The 18,300-nt window shown below is 61.3% G+C and carries 16 protein-coding genes; 6 read left to right on the forward strand and 10 right to left on the reverse strand.

Going from position 1 to position 18,300, the window contains the following annotated elements; all coding sequences use genetic code 11:
• The first annotated feature begins 287 nt into the window (after nt 1-287).
• From nirB to cobA, 4 genes are read left to right on the forward strand one after another with little or no spacing between them, the layout of a single operon-like run.
• A complete protein-coding gene (gene nirB / locus BW992_RS24825) occupies nt 288-2,741 on the forward strand; it encodes a nitrite reductase large subunit NirB (RefSeq protein ID WP_072389107.1) in 2,454 nt (817 codons plus the stop codon).
• Nucleotides 2,738-3,055 carry a nitrite reductase small subunit NirD gene (nirD, locus tag BW992_RS24830; protein ID WP_072389109.1) on the forward strand — a complete coding sequence of 106 codons (318 nt, stop codon included), beginning with the start codon at nt 2,738-2,740 and terminating at the stop codon, nt 3,053-3,055. The genes nirB and nirD overlap by 4 nt, the downstream gene beginning before the upstream one ends.
• The gene (locus tag BW992_RS24835) at nt 3,055-5,772 is read left to right on the forward strand and encodes a nitrate reductase (protein WP_076407239.1); all 2,718 of its coding nucleotides are present in this window, start codon (nt 3,055-3,057) and stop codon (nt 5,770-5,772) included. The genes nirD and BW992_RS24835 overlap by 1 nt, the downstream gene beginning before the upstream one ends.
• A gap of 10 nt (nt 5,773-5,782) precedes the next feature.
• Complete coding sequence (gene cobA, locus BW992_RS24840) at nt 5,783-6,538, forward strand: uroporphyrinogen-III C-methyltransferase (protein ID WP_076407240.1); 756 nt, start codon at nt 5,783-5,785, stop codon at nt 6,536-6,538.
• Between the two features lie 223 nt (nt 6,539-6,761).
• Here cobA and BW992_RS24845 read toward each other — a convergent pair whose 3' ends face one another.
• From BW992_RS24845 to ppsA, 8 genes are all read right to left on the reverse strand, one after another.
• Nucleotides 6,762-7,796 carry an OmpA family protein gene (locus BW992_RS24845; RefSeq protein WP_072389115.1) on the reverse strand — a complete coding sequence of 345 codons (1,035 nt, stop codon included), beginning with the start codon at nt 7,794-7,796 and terminating at the stop codon, nt 6,762-6,764.
• A 108-nt stretch (nt 7,797-7,904) separates the two neighbouring features.
• Entirely contained in the window at nt 7,905-8,495 is a 591-nt protein-coding gene (gene sigX, locus BW992_RS24850) for an RNA polymerase sigma factor SigX (protein WP_053155315.1), read from the reverse strand.
• Between the two features lie 91 nt (nt 8,496-8,586).
• On the reverse strand, nt 8,587-9,411 hold the full coding sequence (locus tag BW992_RS24855) for a mechanosensitive ion channel family protein (protein WP_072389117.1): 825 nt from the start codon (nt 9,409-9,411) through the stop codon (nt 8,587-8,589).
• 2 nt (nt 9,412-9,413) lie between these two features.
• Nucleotides 9,414-9,665 carry a CrfX protein gene (locus BW992_RS24860; protein ID WP_371128572.1) on the reverse strand — a complete coding sequence of 84 codons (252 nt, stop codon included), beginning with the start codon at nt 9,663-9,665 and terminating at the stop codon, nt 9,414-9,416.
• Nucleotides 9,666-9,721: 56 nt separating this feature from the next.
• Nucleotides 9,722-10,717, reverse strand: a complete 996-nt coding sequence (locus tag BW992_RS24865) for a zinc transporter ZntB (RefSeq protein WP_072430333.1) — start codon at nt 10,715-10,717, stop codon at nt 9,722-9,724.
• Between the two features lie 25 nt (nt 10,718-10,742).
• Nucleotides 10,743-11,234 carry a ribonuclease E activity regulator RraA gene (gene rraA / locus BW992_RS24870; protein WP_072389121.1) on the reverse strand — a complete coding sequence of 164 codons (492 nt, stop codon included), beginning with the start codon at nt 11,232-11,234 and terminating at the stop codon, nt 10,743-10,745.
• Nucleotides 11,235-11,371: 137 nt separating this feature from the next.
• Complete coding sequence (locus tag BW992_RS24875; RefSeq protein ID WP_072389123.1) at nt 11,372-12,364, reverse strand: alpha/beta fold hydrolase; 993 nt, start codon at nt 12,362-12,364, stop codon at nt 11,372-11,374.
• 157 nt (nt 12,365-12,521) lie between these two features.
• Nucleotides 12,522-14,897: a phosphoenolpyruvate synthase gene (ppsA, locus tag BW992_RS24880; RefSeq protein WP_072389125.1), complete on the reverse strand. Its 2,376-nt coding sequence runs from the start codon at nt 14,895-14,897 to the stop codon at nt 12,522-12,524.
• 176 nt (nt 14,898-15,073) lie between these two features.
• Between ppsA and ppsR the strand changes: the two genes are divergently transcribed.
• Complete coding sequence (ppsR, locus tag BW992_RS24885; protein ID WP_042732259.1) at nt 15,074-15,892, forward strand: posphoenolpyruvate synthetase regulatory kinase/phosphorylase PpsR; 819 nt, start codon at nt 15,074-15,076, stop codon at nt 15,890-15,892.
• 68 nt (nt 15,893-15,960) lie between these two features.
• Here ppsR and BW992_RS24890 read toward each other — a convergent pair whose 3' ends face one another.
• Nucleotides 15,961-16,803 carry a type 1 glutamine amidotransferase domain-containing protein gene (locus tag BW992_RS24890; RefSeq protein ID WP_072389127.1) on the reverse strand — a complete coding sequence of 281 codons (843 nt, stop codon included), beginning with the start codon at nt 16,801-16,803 and terminating at the stop codon, nt 15,961-15,963.
• Nucleotides 16,804-16,904: 101 nt separating this feature from the next.
• Between BW992_RS24890 and BW992_RS24895 the strand changes: the two genes are divergently transcribed.
• The gene (locus BW992_RS24895) at nt 16,905-17,801 is read left to right on the forward strand and encodes a LysR family transcriptional regulator (protein WP_072389129.1); all 897 of its coding nucleotides are present in this window, start codon (nt 16,905-16,907) and stop codon (nt 17,799-17,801) included.
• A gap of 189 nt (nt 17,802-17,990) precedes the next feature.
• On the opposite strand, the gene BW992_RS24900 is transcribed toward BW992_RS24895, so the two are convergent.
• Complete coding sequence (locus BW992_RS24900; protein WP_072430330.1) at nt 17,991-18,218, reverse strand: MbtH family protein; 228 nt, start codon at nt 18,216-18,218, stop codon at nt 17,991-17,993.
• Nucleotides 18,219-18,300 lie beyond the last annotated feature (82 nt).

Raw genomic sequence — 18,300 nt, forward strand, 5'->3', positions numbered from 1 at the left:
ACACGCTTTGATTCGGTGCAATAAATCCCTCCCCAATCCGCTCAATCAAGCCGCTGCTCAATGAATCCGCGCCTTCGAGCCAGTTGGCACAACCACTGCATAAATCCCTTTCAACAGACATAAGGCAACGCCTCCAACGATGAAGGCGGTGCTTCCCGAGAGAACGGGACCAGGACAAAGGCGTCCTCGCTAGCTTGCTAGCGGGACGCCTTTTTTTGTTTTCGTGAAAATTGCCGAGCCAGTCCGATCGCCGTGATGAAACGGACATGAGCTTGCGGAGAACCCTGATGAAAAAACTCAAACTGGTGATGATCGGCAATGGCATGGCCGGGGTTCGAACCCTCGAGGAACTGCTCAAGCTGAGCAACGAGCTGTACGACATCACGGTGTTCGGTGCCGAACCCCACACCAATTACAACCGCATCCTGCTCTCCCCCGTACTGGCCGGCGAACAGACGTTCGAAGATATCGTGCTCAACGACCTGGCCTGGTACCAGGACAACAACATCAACCTGCTGCTCAATCGCAAGGTGGTGCAGATCGATCGCGTCAAACGCCGGGTCATCGCCGAGGACGGCAGCGAAGCCGAATATGACCGCCTGTTGATCGCCACCGGCTCCACCCCGTTCATCCTGCCGATTCCCGGCAACACCCTGGACGGTGTGATCGGTTACCGCGACATCGCCGACACCCAGGCGATGATCGACACCGCCAAGACCCACAGGCACGCCGTGGTCATCGGCGGCGGCCTGCTGGGCCTGGAAGCGGCCAACGGCCTGAAGCTGCGCGGCATGGACGTGACCGTAGTGCATCTGGGCGAATGGTTGCTGGAGCGGCAACTGGACAAGACCAGCGGCCAGTTGCTGCAGACCGCCCTGGAGAATCGCGGCCTGAAATTCCGCCTCAGCGAGCAGACCCAGGCCCTGCACGACGCCGGCAATGGCCGGGTCGGCTCGGTGCAGTTCAAGAACGGCGACATCATTCCCGCCGACCTGGTGGTGATGGCCGCCGGTATCCGCCCCAATGTCGAACTGGCGGAAAAGGCCGGCATCCCGTGCAACCGCGGGATCCTGGTCAACGACACGATGCAGACCTACGACCCGCGCATCTACGCCATCGGTGAATGCGCCAACCATCGCGGCACCGCCTACGGTCTGGTCGCACCGTTGTTCGAACAGGCCAAGGTCTGCGCCAACCACCTCGCCCAACTGGGCTTCGCCACTTACAAAGGCTCGGTCACCTCGACCAAGTTGAAAGTGACTGGCATCGACCTGTTTTCCGCCGGCGACTTCATGGGCGGCGAAGGCACCGAAACCATCACCCTTTCCGACCCCATCGGCGGCGTCTACAAGAAGCTGGTGATCAAGGATGACGTGCTGGTCGGTGCCTGCCTGTACGGCGATACGGCAGATGGCGGCTGGTATTTCCGCCAGATCCGTGAAAACCATGCCATCAGCGAGATCCGCGATCACCTGATGTTTGGCGAGAACGCCTTGGGCGACGTTGGCCACCAAGGCCAGGACAAGGCCATGAGCATGGCCGACAGCGCCGAGGTCTGCGGCTGCAACGGCGTGTGCAAGGGCACCATCGTCAAGGCGATCCAGGAACACGGGCTGTTCAGCGTCGATGATGTGAAAAAACACACCAAGGCTGCCAGCTCCTGTGGCTCCTGCGCCGGCCTGGTGGAACAGATCCTGATCAACACCGTCGGTGGCGCAGCGGACGTCAAGCCGAAAAGCGAAAAGGCCATCTGCGGTTGCAGCGACCTCAACCACGGCCAGATTCGCCAGGCGATCCGCGACCAGCACCTGCTGACCATCGCCGGGACCATGAGTTACCTGAACTGGCGCACCCCGAACGGCTGTGCCACCTGCCGTCCGGCATTGAACTACTACCTGATCTCCACCTGGCCCGGCGAAGCCCAGGACGATCCACAATCGCGGCTGATCAACGAACGCGCCCATGCCAACATCCAGAAGGACGGCACCTACTCCGTGGTCCCGCGCATGTGGGGCGGCGTGACCAATCCTTCGGAACTGCGACGCATCGCCGACGTGGCCGACAAATACAACGTGCCCATGGTCAAGGTCACGGGCGGGCAGCGCATCGATTTGCTCGGAATCAAAAAGCAGGACCTGCCGGGGGTCTGGAAAGACCTCGACATGCCGTCCGGCCACGCCTACGGCAAATCCATCCGCACCGTGAAGACCTGCGTAGGCAGTGAGTTCTGCCGCTTCGGCACCCAGAACTCGACCCAATTGGGCATCGAGCTGGAGCATGACCTGTTCAACATGTGGTCGCCGCACAAGGTGAAACTGGCCGTTTCCGGCTGCCCGCGCAATTGCTCGGAAGCCGGTATCAAGGACGTCGGCATCATCGGCGTCGACTCCGGCTGGGAGATGTACATCGGTGGCAACGGCGGGATCAAGACCGAGGTGGCGGAGTTCTTCGTCAAGCTCAAGACCGCCGAAGAAGTGCGCGAATACAACGGCGCTTTCCTGCAGCTGTACCGCGAGGAAGCCTTCTACCTTGAACGCACTGTGCATTACATGCAGCGAGTCGGCATGGAGCACATCAAGAAAGCCGTGCTGGAAGACCCCGAGCGGCGCAAGGCCCTCCACGAACGCCTGAAGTTCTCCCTGTCGCTGGAACAGGACCCTTGGAAGCAACGCCTGGAACAACCTCAGCTCAAGAAAGAGTTCGAGGTCATTCCCGTGAAAAACCTGGAGGTGCCGGCATGAACTGGCTGGATATCTGCGCACTGGAGGAGATCAACATCCTCGGTTCGCGCATCATCAATGGTCCTGAAGGCGATATCGCGATTTTCCGCACCAGCGACGATGAAGTGTTCGCCCTCGATGACCGTTGTCCGCACAAGGGCGGGCCGTTGTCACAAGGCCTGGTCTACGGCAAGCGCGTGGCCTGCCCGCTGCACAACTGGCAGATCGACTTGGAAAGCGGTCAGGCCCAAGCCCCCGACGTGGGCTGCGCCCATCATCATTCGGCCCGGGTCGAAAACGGCCGGGTGCAGTTGGCCCTGCGGGACGCAAGCTGATGAACCGCCAGACCACTGCCTCGACCTGCTGTTACTGCGGGGTCGGTTGCGGCGTCCTGATCGAGCATGACGACGAGCGCATCCTCGGCGTCAGCGGCGATCCGGCCCATCCGGCCAATTTCGGCAAACTGTGCAGCAAGGGTTCCACCCTGCACCTGACCGGCGACCTGGCCGCCCGCGCCCTGTATCCCGAATTGCGCCTGGGCAAGGGCCTGGCCCGGGCCCGTACCGACTGGGACAGCGCCCTGGATCACGCCGCCAGCGTGTTCGCCGATACCATCGCCGAACATGGTCCGGACAGCGTGGCCTTCTACATATCCGGCCAACTGCTGACCGAGGATTACTACGCTTTCAACAAACTCGCCCGGGCGCTGGTGGGTACCAACAACATCGACAGCAATTCCCGGCTGTGCATGTCTTCGGCCGTGGTGGGCTACAAGCGCAGCCTGGGTGCCGATGCCCCCCCTTGCAGCTATGAAGACCTGGAACTGAGCGACTGCGTGATGATCGTCGGCAGCAACATGGCCTACGCGCATCCGATCCTGTTTCGACGCCTGGAAGCTGCAAAATCCCAACGGTCCCAGATGAAAATCATCGTCATCGATCCCCGTCGCACCGACACTTGCGACCTGGCGGACCTGCACCTGGCGATCCTGCCGGGCACCGATGTCGCCCTGTTCCATGGGATCTTGCACTTGCTGCTGTGGGAAGACTGGGTCGACCGCGACTTCATCAAGGCCCATACCGAAGGCCTGGCGGACCTGAAGAACCTGGTGCGCGACTACACTCCCGCCATGGTCGCCCAGTTGTGCGGCATCAGCGTCGAGCAATTGCATCAGTGCGCCGAGTCCATCGGCAACGCGTCGAGCTTCCTGTCGTTGTGGTGCATGGGCCTTAACCAATCCACCGCCGGCAGCGCGAAAAACAGCGCACTGATCAACCTGCACCTGGCCACCGGACAGATCGGCCGGCCGGGCGCCGGTCCTTTCTCGCTGACCGGCCAGCCCAATGCCATGGGCGGTCGCGAAACCGGCAGCCTGTCGAACCTGCTGCCCGGTCATCGCGAAGCCGCCAATCCCGAGCACCGGGCCGAAGTCGCTCGCTACTGGGGCGTCGAGCAGCTACCCGCCACCACGGGCCTGAGCGCCATCGAACTGTTCGAGCAGGTTCGCAACGGCAAGGTCAAGGCACTGTGGATCGCCTGTACCAACCCTGCCCAATCGATGCCGGACCAGACAGCGGTGCGAGAGGCCCTGCAGGCCTGCCCGTTCGTGGTCCTGCAAGAGGCTTTCCGCACCACCGAGACCGCCGGATTCGCCGACCTGCTGCTGCCGGCAGCCAGCTGGGGCGAGAAAGAAGGCTCGGTGACCAACTCCGAGCGGCGCATTTCCCACGTTCGTCGGGCCGTTGCCGCACCGGGCGAAGCCCGAGCGGACTGGGCAATCACCGTGGATTTCGCACAACGCCTGGAAAAACGCCTGCGCCCCGGCGAACCCAGCCTGTTCGATTTCGATGCGCCGGCCCAGCTGTTCGACGAATACAAGCAACTGACCCGAGGTCGCGACCTGGACCTGTCGGGCATCAGCCATTCGCTGATCGACCAGTTGGGTCCTCAGCAATGGCCGTTCCCGGAGGGCGCCACCGAAGGCACTCCGCGCCTGTATGTGGATGGGATTTTCCCTACCGACAGCGGCCGTGCCCGCTTCGTGGCCGACCCCTATCGCGCCGCCAGGGAGCTGCGCGATGCCCGCTTCCCGTTGACCCTCAACACCGGCCGGCTGCGGGACCAGTGGCATGGCATGAGCCGCACCGGAACTGCTGCGCAGTTGTTTGGCCATGTGAACGAGGCCGTGCTGAGCCTGCATCCCGACGAACTGCTTCGCCATCACCTGCAGGCCGGCGACCTGGTCAGCCTCAAGAGCCGTCGCGGCGCCGTGATCGTGGCCGTGGACAGCGATGAAAGCGTGCGCCCCGGACAGGCGTTCCTGCCCATGCACTGGGGCGACCGGTTCCTCAAGGGCGGGGTCAATACCCTGACGCAACCAGCCTTCGATCCCTTGTCGAAACAGCCGGAACTCAAGCACAGCGGCGTGCGCCTGGAACCGGTGAACCTGCCCTGGCAGCTTTACGCCCTGGTCGAAGGCGATGTCCAGCTGCACCTGGAGACCTTGCGACCGCTGTGTGAGGCGTTTGCCTACGTCAGCCTGAGCCTTACCGGCCGTGAGCGTCCGGCGCTGCTGATTCGCGCCGCCAGCGCCCTGGCCCCCGAACCGCAATTGCTGCACGCGATTGACGAACAACTGGGCCTGATCGAGGGGCCGGTGCTGGCCTATGACGATCCGCGTCGCGCCATCGGCAAACGTGTCCGCATCGAAAACGGCCGTATAACGGCCATCCGCCTGGCCGGCGAAACCCTGGCCCGGCACTGGCTGCAGAACCTGTGGCTGGAAGGCCGTGCCGACGAGCAGTTGCGACGCTGGTTGCTGGCGCCCTTGAGTGCACCACCAGGCAATACCGGCGCCGCGCTGGGCGGCGGCAAGACCCTGTGCAACTGCATGAACGTCAGCCAGCGAGCGGTCTGCGCGGGCATCGAACGCGGCCTGGACCTGCAAGGGCTGAAACAGGAACTGGGTTGCGGCACGCAATGCGGTTCCTGTGTACCGGAAATCAAGCGTCTGCTGGTCGCCACTGCGCGGCCGGTGGCGGCAGTCTCGTGAGGAAAACACTATGAACGCAAAAGTCTGGCTGGTGGGTGCAGGTCCTGGCGACCCGGAATTACTGACCCTCAAGGCCGTGCGCGCCCTGCGCGAAGCCGACGTGGTGCTGATCGACGATCTGGTCAATGGCGCCGTGCTTGAGCATTGCCCCACCGCACGCGTCATCGCCGTGGGCAAACGCGGCGGATGCCGATCCACGCCACAAGCTTTCATCCATCGCCTGATGCTGCGCTATGCCCGCCAAGGCAAATGCGTGGTACGCCTCAAGGGCGGCGACCCGTGCATTTTCGGCCGGGGTGGTGAAGAGGCGCAGTGGCTACGTGAACACGGTGTCGACGTTGAGCTGGTCAACGGCATCACCGCCGGCCTGGCGGGCGCCACCCAGTGCGACATCCCGCTGACCCTGCGCGGGATCGCCCGGGGCGTGACGCTGGTCACGGCCCACACCCAGGACGGCAGCAGCCTGAACTGGCAGGCGCTGGCCCAGAGCGGGACGACCCTGGTGGTGTACATGGGGGTGGCGAAACTGAGTGAAATCCGCGAGCAACTGCTCAAAGGTGGCCTGGCGGCGAATACCCCGGTGGCCATGATCGAAAACGCTTCCCTGCCCCACCAGCGGGACTGCCGCAGCGACCTAGCCTCGATGGAAGCCGACGCCAGCACGTTCGAGCTCAAGAGCCCGGCAATCCTGGTCATCGGGGCAGTAGCGGCTGGCGCGCAGTTAACCCAGGCACAACAGACCTGGGTCCAGGCAGCAGCGTTGTAACCGCAAACAACAAACCTGTGGAAGCGAGCCTGCTCGCGATAGCGGTCAGTCAGTCAACCTCTCTGTTGGATGATCCGACGCATCGCGAGCAGGCTCGCTCCCACAATTGATCGTTGGCGCTCACAGAATCACCACTCACCGCAGCTATTGGTTCCTCATTTCATAAATCGCAGGCAAAGAAAAACCCGGCCTGAGCCGGGTTTTTCCACAAGCCTTGGGCTAATTACTTGCCTTGGGCTTCTACTTGAGCTTCTACGCGACGGTTTACAGCGCGGCCAGCTTCAGTGGCGTTGTCAGCGACTGGGCGGGATTCGCCGTAGCCAACAGACTGAACGCGGGACGATTCAACACCGTACTGGTTGGTCAGAACTTCCTTAACGGCTTTTGCACGACGCTCGGACAGCTTCTGGTTGTAAGCGTCAGTACCGACGGAGTCAGTGTGACCTTCAACAGTGGTGCTGGTCGATGGGTACTGCTTCATGAAGTCAGCCAGGTTCTTGATGTCGCCATAGCTGTTTTCTTTGACGACCGACTTGTCGAAGTCGAACTTGACGTCCAGCTCGACACGAACGACTTCAGCAACAGCTGGGCAGCCATCAGCGTCAACGGTTACGTTGGCTGGGGTGTCAGGGCACTTGTCGACGTTGTCGCACACGCCGTCATTGTCGCTGTCGGAGCAGACTTCAGCCGGAGCTGGAACTGGAGCAGCGGCAGGCTTGGAACCGCCACCGAAGTTCACACCGATACCGACGCTAGGAGCCCACTCGGTGTCGCCCTGGTCGATGTTGTACTGAGCTTCAACGCCAGCACGGGCGTAGAAGTTGTCGGTGAAGTACAGCTTGGCACCGCCGCCCACGTTGGCGAAGGTGGAACGGTTACGGCTGTTGCTGCCGTTCTGGTCGATGCTCTGGTCGGAGAAACCGGCCGAGACGTATGGACGCAGCATGTCACCTGGGTTGTTGAAGTGGTACAGGGCATCCAGAGCGGTGTTGGCGCCCTTGACGTTGGTACCGTCTTCAGTGCGTGCGTTGTGCACTTCGTCGTAGGCCAGACGCAGTTCTACGTCGTCGGTCAGGAAGTAACCGATCGAACCGCCGAAAAGGTTGCCGTTGTTTTTGAAGTCACGAGCGCTGTCGAATTGCTCTTTCTTGGCGAAGCCTTCGATTTCAACTGCGCCTTGGCCTTGTGCCAGCGCGCCGAACGAAGTAGCGGCAATAAGAGAACCAATGGCAAAGCCCAAGGTGTTTTTCAGTTTCATCCGTTAAATCCCCATCTGGTGATTGTGAAGCAGTCCCGCAAACCGGGGGACAACTCGGCGGCAAGTCTATCAGAACTTGCCTACACGTAAGAGATATTTGCGCCGAAGTTAAGTTTCAGCAATGCCTGCAAATTTCTCACGCAGCTTATCGAGAGCGCGCTTGTAACGCATTTTTGTCGCGCTCAAACCCATGTGCATTATGTCTGCGATCTCCTGGAACTCCAGTTCTGCGACAAATCGTAGCACCAGAATCTCCCTGTCGATCGGGTTCACATAAACCAGCCAGCGATCGAGTCCACCCTTTTCCTCGGGCTTGGGCGCCTTTTCATCAGACGCTTCCTCGAGAGGGTCCAGGCTCAACGCGTCCATCAAGCGACGCTTTCGCCGTTCCTTGCGATACTGTGTGATGCATTCGTTGTAGGTGATGCTATATAGCCATGTCTTGAACTTCGATTTCCCCTCGAAGTTCTTCAGGCCGTAAAGCACCTTCAACATCACCTCCTGACAGACATCGTCAGCATCGCGATCGTTCCCCAGATAACGTGCACAGACGTTAAATAATGTTCTCTGGTAACGGCGCATCAACTCTTCGTAAGCACGTGTTACGTGGAACAGCTCCGTATGCGCGCGCGCAACCAACTCCTCATCGGAGAGATCACGGGGGTCATAGCGCGTGGATAGCGATTGGGGTTTGTTCAAAACAAGTCGGGCCGACGGTCTAGGTCAATGTGCGCCGCAGCCTGCGATAGCAGGCATTTTGCGGCGGCATACATTAGCAGAGTTTGCCGGGTTAGCGGCTACTCACATGCTGCTCCAGCAGGATCCGATTAGAGAGCGACACCAGTTCGCCCTCATCGGTCAGCAATGTGGTCTTCACCGTGCCGATCTCCTCGATCTGGCCTTCGACCTCGCCAACACGCACTTGTTGTCCAACCTCATACAGCTCACGCACATAGATTCCCGCAAGAATCTGGCCGGCGATTTCCCGGCTTCCCAGTCCCATGGCCAGCGCAATCGCCAGACCAACGGTAATCAATACGATCACGATCACATGGTTGAGCAGGTCGGTCTTGACCTCCAACTGGCTGATCGCGACGGAAATGCTGATGATGATCACCAGGCCCTGGGCGATACGTCCAAGACCCGATGCATAATCCAACCCCACGCCTTCGGCCGCGCCGCGCACCAGGCCGTTGACCAGTTGTGCCAGCAGGACCCCTACCAGCAACACCAGCGCAGCGCCGAAAACCTTCGGCAGATACAGCGCAAGCATATCGAGCGTAGCTGAAACTCGTTGCAGGCCAAGGGATTCGGCTGCGGAAACCAGGAAAATAAGCAATACGAACCAATAGACGATCTTGCCGATCAGCGTCGAGATCGGCACCTGGATACCGCCACGGGACAGCAGCTTGGTCAGGCCGGTGCCCCCCATCAGACGGTCGAGGCCCAGCTTGGCGAGCAGCTTGGACAGCAGCGTGTCGAGCAGCTTGGCCACCACGAACCCCAGCAACACCACCACCAGGGCGCCGAACAGGTTGGGGATGAAGTTAGCCACCTTGGTCCACAACGCAGTCATTGCCGCGACAAGGCTCTGGGTCCAGAGATTCAATTCCATATTCAGTCAGCCTTATGAGCGGTGCGAGTAGCAGGTTTACGACGGGAAACCGGCGAGACATGGGCCGAGCCGTTGTTCAAGGCGATCATCAGCGCGGGCAACCAGCGGCCCAGCAGGCTGAAAAGATCGCCGGCGCCGACCTGGCGGTTGGCGGTTTTCAGTACACGTCCCAGGCAGGCATCGTCGTCGCGGCTGGACGGCGAGGCCTTGAGCATGTCGCGCAAAGACTGTTCAAACGGATCGTGCATATGCACCTCTCGTGATGTCTGTGGAAGACGCGATCAGAATTCTTCGGGTCACATGAAACCCATCACACCCAGCGCAAGCGGCGGAACAGCCACCATTGCCCCAACGCCACGCAGACCATCAGCAGGCAAGCGGCGAGGAAGCCGTACGGGCTTTCGGAGAACGGAATACCGCCCACGTTGATGCCCAGCAGACCGGTGAGAAAACTCATCGGCAGGAAAATCCCGGTGATGATGCCGAAGCGGTACATGGTGCGGTTCATGCGCACGGAAAGACGCCGGTCCTCGGCCTCCAGCACCAGCCCCACGCGCTCGCGGGCCAGTTCCAGCTCCTCGAGGTAGCGGGTCAGGCTGTTGTTCAGTTCATTCCAGTAGTCACCGTCGTCTTCGACGAACCAGGGCAACTTGAGCCGCGACATCTGGCCGAAAATGTCCCGCTGTGGAGACAGGAAGCGCTTCAGTCCGGCCGCCCGCCGACGGATGTGCAAAATGGCGTCGTGCTCGGGGGTGTACCGTTCGTCGGCATCGAGTTTTTCTTCCTCGCCGTCGACGATTTCCGAGAGATGGGACACCAGGTCCTGCACTTTGTCGGTCAGGTATTGCGCCATATAAAGGATGAGTTCCGAAGAGTTTCTCGGCCCCTCGCCCTCGGCCAGGTGCGCCAGCAGTTCATCGGTGGCGCGCAATGGACGAAGGCGCAGGGAAATCACCCGCTGGGCAGACGCGAAGATGCGCACCGAGACCATGTCTTCCGGCTCGGCCCCCGGGTTGAGGTTGATCCCCCTGAGAAACAGCAGCAGCTCGGCGTCGGGCAATGGCAGCAGGCGTGGCCGGGTGTTCTCCTCGAGCAGCAGGTCACAGTTGAACTCGCTGAGGCCGCTGGACTTGCGCAGCCAGGTGTGGGTCTGCGGATGACTGCGATCCCAATGCAACCACAGGCTTTCATGCGCCTGCAGTTGCAGATCGTCCAGTTCGGTCCGGGCTATCGAACGCGCACCACCTTTACCATCCAGCACCAGGGCATGCACCAGCCCCCATTGCGCGTTTTCTTCCTCGAACATCCTCATCCCTTACGGCTTTGACGCTTCATTCAGGCATTTGCAGCGGGCTGGGTGAAACGATCACGCCGTTATTGTCCGCATAGACATATTCGCCCGGACGGAAGGTCACGCCGGCAAACGTCACGGCTACATTGAGATCGCCGATACCGCGTTTATCGGTCTTCATTGGATGGCTGGCCAGGGCCTGGACGCCGAGGTCGGTCTGGGCAATGACATCCACATCGCGGATGCAGCCGTAGATCACAAGGCCCTCCCAACCGTTTTTCGCAGCCTTTTCGGCGAGCATGTCCCCCAGCAAGGCCCGACGCAGGGAACCGCCGCCGTCGACCACCAGCACCTTGCCGTTGCCCTTGAGCTCAACCTGCTCCTTGACCAGCGAATTGTCCTCGAAACACTTGATGGTCACGATTTCGCCACCGAAGGAATCGCGGCCACCGAAATTGCTGAACATCGGCTCCACCACCTGAACCAGGTCCGGGTAGGCGTCGCACAGGTCGGGCGTGAGGTAATGCTTCATCGAATGACTCCCGCAAGGGCCCTGGAAGGGCTGAACGTCAGGCTGAATGAATAACCGTTTATGACCGAAACAGCGTAGCGCGTCATATCTTAGCCGTAAGCCGGGCAGAGCGGAATGCCCCTGTCAGAGCTCCCGCTTCAAACCGCCTCGGCCAGAATGGGCTGGCTCGCCGGCAATGGCGCGCATTGTTCCTCCAGCCAACGCACCACCAACGGCCATACTTCGGCCTGCGCGGCCTTGCTGACCAGCATTTCCACATGGCCGAAATCGTCGCTGAAGCCCTGCTCCCGGCCCAGGCAGACGAACTGCTTATGGGCGGAGCCGACCTGGTCGAAGAGCTTGCGGCAGGCCCAGGTCGGATCCTGGTGGTCGCCACTGGCACTGACCGCCAGTACCGGCACCTGCACATCGGCCAGGCCCGCCCACCAGTTTTTTTCAGCGTCGCCGAAACGCCCGAACAGGCCATACCAGCGCATGCTCTCCAGTGCCAGGCCGATGGGCTCGTCCTCCGGGCCACGCTTGAGCCTGGAACCGGAGAGTTGGGCAAACCGCTTGAGGATAAATCGACCGCCCCACTCCACTGGCGGGATCTTCAACGGCCAGTAGGTTCGACTGACCTGGGTCCCGAAAAACGCCGCCGACGCCACGGCCGGCTCCCCCAGGTAATGACCGCCAAGGGCCGCAGCCAGGGTAATGCCGCCCAGGGAGTGACCGATCCAGTGGGGCACCTGCCCGCTCTGCTCACGGACAAAGGCACCGATGGCCGGCAGATCGTAACGGGCATAATCGGCCACGCGGTTCTTGCGGTAGTCCAGGTTGCGCTGGGACAGGCCGTGACCGCGCATTTCGGGAATCCACACGTCGAACCCCAGTCGCGTCAGGTAGGCACCCAGGCCCAGGCCCTTGGGCGAATACCAGAAGCGCCGGTTGGAAAAACTGCCATGCAACAGGATCACCGGAACGCCACGGACCGCTTCGGTGGCATCGGCCATGCCCAGGCGCGTGACGGCCAGTTCGACGCTGTGGTCCGGACTGTTTCCAGGTTTCAAACGATAGACATCTTCGCTCAGATCGCCACGCCGCTCGGCGCTGATCAGGGCGACAGGAAAAAGGTCGCTGCTGCTTTGCATAATCTTCTTGCACAAAAAAAGACGACTGTGGGAGCGAGCTTGCTCGCGATTGCGGCGGATCAGCAAAATAATCTTGGCTGACACACCGCTATCGCGAGCAAGCTCGCTCCCACAAAGGTTACCCGGCTTACATTACCGGTGAGGCCCCTTCACGCGATCAGACCGCGCCTTGCCCCTCGGCCAGGAAGAACCAGGTTTCCAGCACGGAGTCCGGGTTCAGCGAAACGCTTTCGATGCCCTGCTCCATCAGCCACTTGGCCAGGTCCGGGTGGTCCGAAGGGCCCTGGCCGCAGATGCCGATGTATTTGCCGGCCTTGTTGCAGGCGGCGATGGCGTTGGCCAGCAGCTTCTTGACCGCCGGGTTCCGCTCGTCGAACAGGTGCGCGATGATCCCCGAGTCGCGGTCCAGGCCCAGGGTCAGCTGGGTCAGGTCATTGGAGCCGATGGAGAAGCCGTCGAAGAACTCGAGGAATTCTTCGGCCAGGATGGCGTTGGACGGCAATTCGCACATCATGATCACGCGCAGGCCGTTTTCGCCACGGGCCAGGCCGTTTTCCGCCAGCAGGTCGACGACCTGGCTCGCTTCGCCCAGGGTACGCACGAACGGCACCATGATCTCCACGTTGGTCAGGCCCATGTCGTTGCGCACACGCTTGAGGGCGCGGCACTCGAGCTCGAAGCAATCACGGAACGACTCGCTGATGTAACGCGAGGCGCCGCGGAAGCCCAGCATCGGGTTCTCTTCTTCCGGTTCGTAGAGTTTGCCGCCGATCAGGTTGGCGTATTCGTTGGACTTGAAGTCCGACAGACGCACGATGACCTTTTTCGGCCAGAAGGCCGCTGCCAGGGTGCTGATGCCCTCCACCAGCTTCTCGACATAGAAGCCGACCGGATCGTCGTAGCCGGCGATGCGCTTGTCGACGCTGTCCTTGATCTCGGATGGCAGGCCGTCGTAGTTCAGCAGTGCCTTGGGGTGCACGCCGATCATGCGGTTGATGATGAACTCCAGGCGGGCCAAGCCCACGCCGGCGTTGGGCAACTGCGCGAAGTCGAAGGCGCGGTCCGGGTTGCCGACGTTCATCATGATCTTGAACGGCAGCTCCGGCATGGCGTCCACGGAGTTCTTCTTGATGTCGAAGCCCAGCTCGCCTTCGAAGATGTAGCCGGTATCGCCTTCGGCGCAGGAAACGGTCACACCCTGCCCGTCCTTGAGCAGCTCGGTGGCGTTGCCGCAACCCACCACGGCCGGGATGCCCAGTTCACGGGCGATGATCGCCGCGTGGCAGGTACGGCCGCCGCGGTTGGTGACGATGGCGCTGGCGCGCTTCATCACCGGCTCCCAGTCCGGGTCGGTCATGTCGGAAACCAGCACGTCGCCGGCCTGGACCTTGTCCATCTCCGAGACGTCCTTGATGATCCGTACCTTGCCGGCGCCGATGCGCTGGCCGATGGCGCGACCTTCCACCAGCACGGTGCCGGTTTCCTTGAGCAGGTAGCGCTCCATGACGTTGGCCTGGGTACGGCTCTTCACGGTTTCCGGGCGGGCCTGGACGATGTACAGCTTGCCGTCGTCACCGTCCTTGGCCCATTCGATGTCCATCGGGCACTTGTAGTGTTGCTCGATGATCATCGCCTGCTTGGCCAGTTCGCTGACTTCGGCGTCGGTCAGGCAGAAACGGGCGCGGTCGGCCTTGTCCACATCGACGGTCTTCACCGAGCGACCGGCCTTGGCTTCGTCGCCGTAGATCATCTTGATGGCCTTGCTGCCCAGGTTGCGGCGCAGGATCGCCGGGCGACCGGCCTGCAAGGTGCTCTTGTGGACGTAGAACTCGTCCGGGTTCACCGCGCCCTGGACGACGGTTTCACCCAGGCCATAGGCGCCGGTGATGAATACCACGTCACGGAAGCCCGATTCGGTGTCCAGGGTGAACATCACACCGGCGGTGCCGGTTTCGGAACGGACCATGCGCTGCACACCCGCCGACAGGGCCACCAGCTTGTGATCGAAGCCCTGGTGCACGCGGTAGGAAATGGCACGGTCGTTGAAAAGGGAGGCGAAGACTTCCTTGGCCGCGCGAATGACGTTCTCCACGCCGCGGATGTTCAGGAAGGTCTCCTGTTGGCCGGCGAAGGACGCGTCCGGCAGGTCTTCGGCGGTAGCCGAGGAACGCACGGCGACAGCGATGTCGGGGTTGCCCTCGGACAGCTTGGCGAAGGCGGTGCGGATCTCGGTGTTCAGTTGCTCGGGGAACTCGGCTTCCATGATCCACTGGCGGATCTGGGCACCGGTCTTGGCCAGGGCATTGACGTCATCGACGTCCAGGGCATCGAGCGCGTCGTGGATCTGCTTGTTCAGGCCGCTCAGTTCCAGGAAATCACGATAAGCCTGAGCCGTCGTGGCAAAGCCACCTGGCACCGAAACGCCGGCGCCGGCGAGGTTGCTGATCATCTCGCCCAGGGATGCGTTCTTGCCCCCCACATGCTCCACATCATGGACGCCGAGCTTATCGAGGGAAACTACGTACTCTACCAAGGTGATCTCTCCACTAACTGTGTTGGAAAAGCTCAAGGCACCGGTGGCTCCGGGGGAGCGAGTGCCGGCGATATGGCCTGGACCTGGAAAATAAGTGAGAATGCGGGCCACTGGCGGCCGGCAAATCGCGCCTATCATATCCAAGAATCGTCATCAGCTTAAGGCCCAGGGCACAAATGAAACGATCTGCTTTCTTTATTTCCGATGGCACCGGCATCACGGCCGAGACCCTGGGCCAAAGCCTGTTGGCGCAGTTCGAAAACATTACCTTCACCAAGCTGACACGTCCGTACATCGATAGCGTCGACAAGGCGCGGGCCATGGTACAGCAAATCAATAAAGCCGCCGAAACCGACGGTTTCCGCCCGATCATCTTCGACACCATCGTCAATCAGGACATCCGTGAGATTCTCGCAACGTCCAATGGTTTCATGATCGACATTTTTTCCACCTTCCTGGCGCCTCTGGAACAGGAACTGAGCGAGCATTCCTCCTATTCGGTCGGCAAGTCCCACTCCATTGGCCATAACTCCAACTACATGGAGCGGATCGAGGCGGTCAACTTCGCCCTGGACAACGATGACGGTGCCCGCACGCATTATTACGACAAGGCCGATCTGATCCTAGTGGGTGTGTCGCGGTGTGGTAAGACGCCGACGTGCCTGTACATGGCGATGCAGTTCGGCATCCGCGCGGCCAACTATCCGCTGACCGAGGAAGACATGGAGCGCCTGCAGCTGCCCAGCGCCCTGCGCGCCCACCAGCACAAGCTGTTCGGGTTGACCATCGACCCGGATCGCCTCACCGCGATCCGCAACGAGCGCAAGCCCAACAGCCGCTATTCGAGCTATGCCCAGTGCGAATTCGAGGTGCGCGAGGTGGAAAACCTGTTCCGCCGGGAGAACATTCCCCATATCAACTCCACGCATTTTTCAGTGGAAGAGATTTCGGCGAAGATCCTGGTGGAGAAAGGGGTGGAGCGGCGGTTCAAGTGAACCCGCAACAACACAAAACCCCGTGGGAGCGAGCAAGCTCGCTCCCACGGGGTTTGTAGTACTGCAGGCTACTGCGCCAGACGCTTGACCAACGCCTGCCCCACCGTCAGCGCCGAGGCCGGATTCTGGCCGGTGATCAATTCCCGATCCTCCACCACGTGGGCAGTCCACGGTGTGGTGTTGCTGCTGTACTGCCCGCCAGCCTGCTGCAACGCGGTCTGCGGGTAGAATTTCATGCTCCCACCGTCCAGCAGCCCCTTGGCCAACTCTTCTTCCTGATTGCTGATTACCGTCATCCTGTACCCGGCATAGATCCAGTCGGCCTTGGCCGATACCTGGCCTTTAGTCAACTGGCCAACAAAGCCCTTGGCATCAGGCAGGGTCGACAGCAACGCGATCGGCCCGTGGCAGACCAGCGCAGTGGTCTTGCCCTTGCCATGGAAATGGGTCAACACCCGCCCCAGTGAGGCACTGGTGAGCAGATCCTGCATCGGCGCATGACCGCCGGGGATATACAGCGCATCGAACCGGTCCAGGCCCATCTGCTCGACACGAGCCAGGCTGACCACTGGCGATTGCGCGACCGAGGTGATCTTCAGTTGCGCCAGCAGTGCCTCGTAGTGCTTGAGTTCCGCCGCGTCATTGTTGAAGTACATCTTGTCTACCGAAGAGCGATCCAGGGTGGGGGCCTTGCCTTGCGGCGTGGCGAATGTCACCTGGTGGCCCGCGTCCAGCAACAGCTTGACCGGCTGCAGCAGTTCGTTGAGATAGAACCCGGTGGAGAAGACCTTGCCGTCACGCAGGTCCAGGTGATCGGCATCCGACAGGACCACCAGCACGTTATCCGCCTGGGCGGCGATACTGGTGACCGCCAGTGCGGCGGACAAGGCCAGGGTAGTGAGCTTTTTCATGATGACTCCGCAAGATTGGGTTGGGATGCGCTCACTGTATTGATGCCGCTATCGGCGATAAACTCGCCACACAGAACATCACCTGGCCCCTGGAGGCAACAATGCCCCGTCGATTCGATTATCTGGCTGATGTCGAAGCCTTCGTCACGGTCGTGGAGAAAGGTACGCTCAGTGCCGCAGCGGTGGCGCTGGGCACCACGCCTTCGGTTCTCAGCCGCGCCATCTCGCGGCTCGAAACCCGGCTCGGGGTGCAATTGCTGCGGCGCACTACCCGGCGGTTGAACCTGACCGACGCAGGCCTCCTGTACCTGGAACAGTCACGCTCGGCCTTTGCCATGATCGACGACGCCGAGCGGCGGATCCAGGGCCAGGACGGGCCCCTCACCGGCCGGGTGCGTCTGAGCGTGCCCACCACTTACGGCCATTACCGCCTGCCGCAATTGCTGGCGCGCTTCGCCGAGGCTTGCCCGCAGGTTCGGATCGAGCTGAGCATCACCAATCGCAACGTCGACCTGGTCGCCGAAGGCTACGACCTGGCGATCCGTCTGGGCCAGTTGCCGGACAGCGGACTGGTCGGGCGTAAGCTCGAGGATGCCCGCCTTTGCCTGGTGGCCGCGCCACAGTACCTGGAACGCGCCGGAACGCCCCGCCACATCGACGAGTTGACGGCCCACGCCTGCCTGCCCTTCGTGATGCCCAGCAGCGGGCGTATCGCGCCGTGGCTGTTTCGGGAAAACGGCGAAGATCGGGAATGGGTGCCGACGGGCAAGGTGCAGGTGTCTGACGACGTACTGGGTATCGTGTCCCTGGCCCAGGCAGGGATGGGCATCTGCCAGACCTATGACTTCATCGTCCGTGAGCGAGTAGAGCGGGGGGAGCTGCGGGTACTGCTGGATGACTTTGGCGGACGCAGTCGACCGTTTTCAGTCATCTACCCGCCCCATCGACAATTGCCGGCAGCGGCGCGGGCGTTGATTGATTTTCTGATCGAGCAATAGCTGGCAACGCCGGCCGACCTCCATGGGAGCGAGCTTGCTCGCGATTGAGGAGTGCCAGCCGGCATTAATGTAGCCGATCCACCGCTATCGCGAGCAAGCTCGCTCCCACGGTGGCTGATGTGACTGCAAGGTTTGTATGGTCCCGCAGCCTTCCTGTGGAACCCTTTCTTGCTGCCACAGGCTCTACGTTCAGTGGGCCGCAGCCGCCTGCTCGTCCATTTTCTTGCGCAGGCTCAGCGGGCGCATATCGGTCCAGACTTCTTCGATGTAGGCCAGGCACTCCTTCTTGAAACCGCTTTTGCCAACGGTACGCCAGCCCTCTGGAACGGCCTTGTAGTCCGGCCAGATCGAATATTGCTCTTCGTGGTTGACCACGACCTGAAAGAGGATGTCCTCGCGGTCGAATACTGAAGTCATGTGTGTTTCTCCATCGTTGCTCGAGGTTCGCTGCGGCACATGCGCAGCCGGGGTATGTAAGGAACGTCCGGGATCTGGGGAA

It is taken from the genome of Pseudomonas sp. 7SR1, assembly GCF_900156465.1.
In the GTDB taxonomy this organism is placed as follows: domain Bacteria; phylum Pseudomonadota; class Gammaproteobacteria; order Pseudomonadales; family Pseudomonadaceae; genus Aquipseudomonas.

Bases quoted from the DNA above. Each gene is read 5' to 3' on its own strand.
- rraA (WP_072389121.1), bottom strand. From the start codon at position 11,234: ATGAAGCATTACCTCACGCCCGACCTGTGCGACGCCTACCCGGACCTG.
- cobA (WP_076407240.1), top strand. From the start codon at position 5,783: ATGAACGCAAAAGTCTGGCTGGTGGGTGCAGGTCCTGGCGACCCGGAA.
- ppsR (WP_042732259.1), top strand. From the start codon at position 15,074: ATGAAACGATCTGCTTTCTTTATTTCCGATGGCACCGGCATCACGGCC.
- BW992_RS24865 (WP_072430333.1), bottom strand. From the start codon at position 10,717: ATGTTCGAGGAAGAAAACGCGCAATGGGGGCTGGTGCATGCCCTGGTG.
- BW992_RS24900 (WP_072430330.1), bottom strand. From the start codon at position 18,218: ATGACTTCAGTATTCGACCGCGAGGACATCCTCTTTCAGGTCGTGGTC.
- nirD (WP_072389109.1), top strand. From the start codon at position 2,738: ATGAACTGGCTGGATATCTGCGCACTGGAGGAGATCAACATCCTCGGT.
- BW992_RS24875 (WP_072389123.1), bottom strand. From the start codon at position 12,364: ATGCAAAGCAGCAGCGACCTTTTTCCTGTCGCCCTGATCAGCGCCGAG.
- nirB (WP_072389107.1), top strand. From the start codon at position 288: ATGAAAAAACTCAAACTGGTGATGATCGGCAATGGCATGGCCGGGGTT.
- BW992_RS24895 (WP_072389129.1), top strand. From the start codon at position 16,905: ATGCCCCGTCGATTCGATTATCTGGCTGATGTCGAAGCCTTCGTCACG.
- BW992_RS24890 (WP_072389127.1), bottom strand. From the start codon at position 16,803: ATGAAAAAGCTCACTACCCTGGCCTTGTCCGCCGCACTGGCGGTCACC.
- BW992_RS24835 (WP_076407239.1), top strand. From the start codon at position 3,055: ATGAACCGCCAGACCACTGCCTCGACCTGCTGTTACTGCGGGGTCGGT.
- BW992_RS24845 (WP_072389115.1), bottom strand. From the start codon at position 7,796: ATGAAACTGAAAAACACCTTGGGCTTTGCCATTGGTTCTCTTATTGCC.
- BW992_RS24855 (WP_072389117.1), bottom strand. From the start codon at position 9,411: ATGGAATTGAATCTCTGGACCCAGAGCCTTGTCGCGGCAATGACTGCG.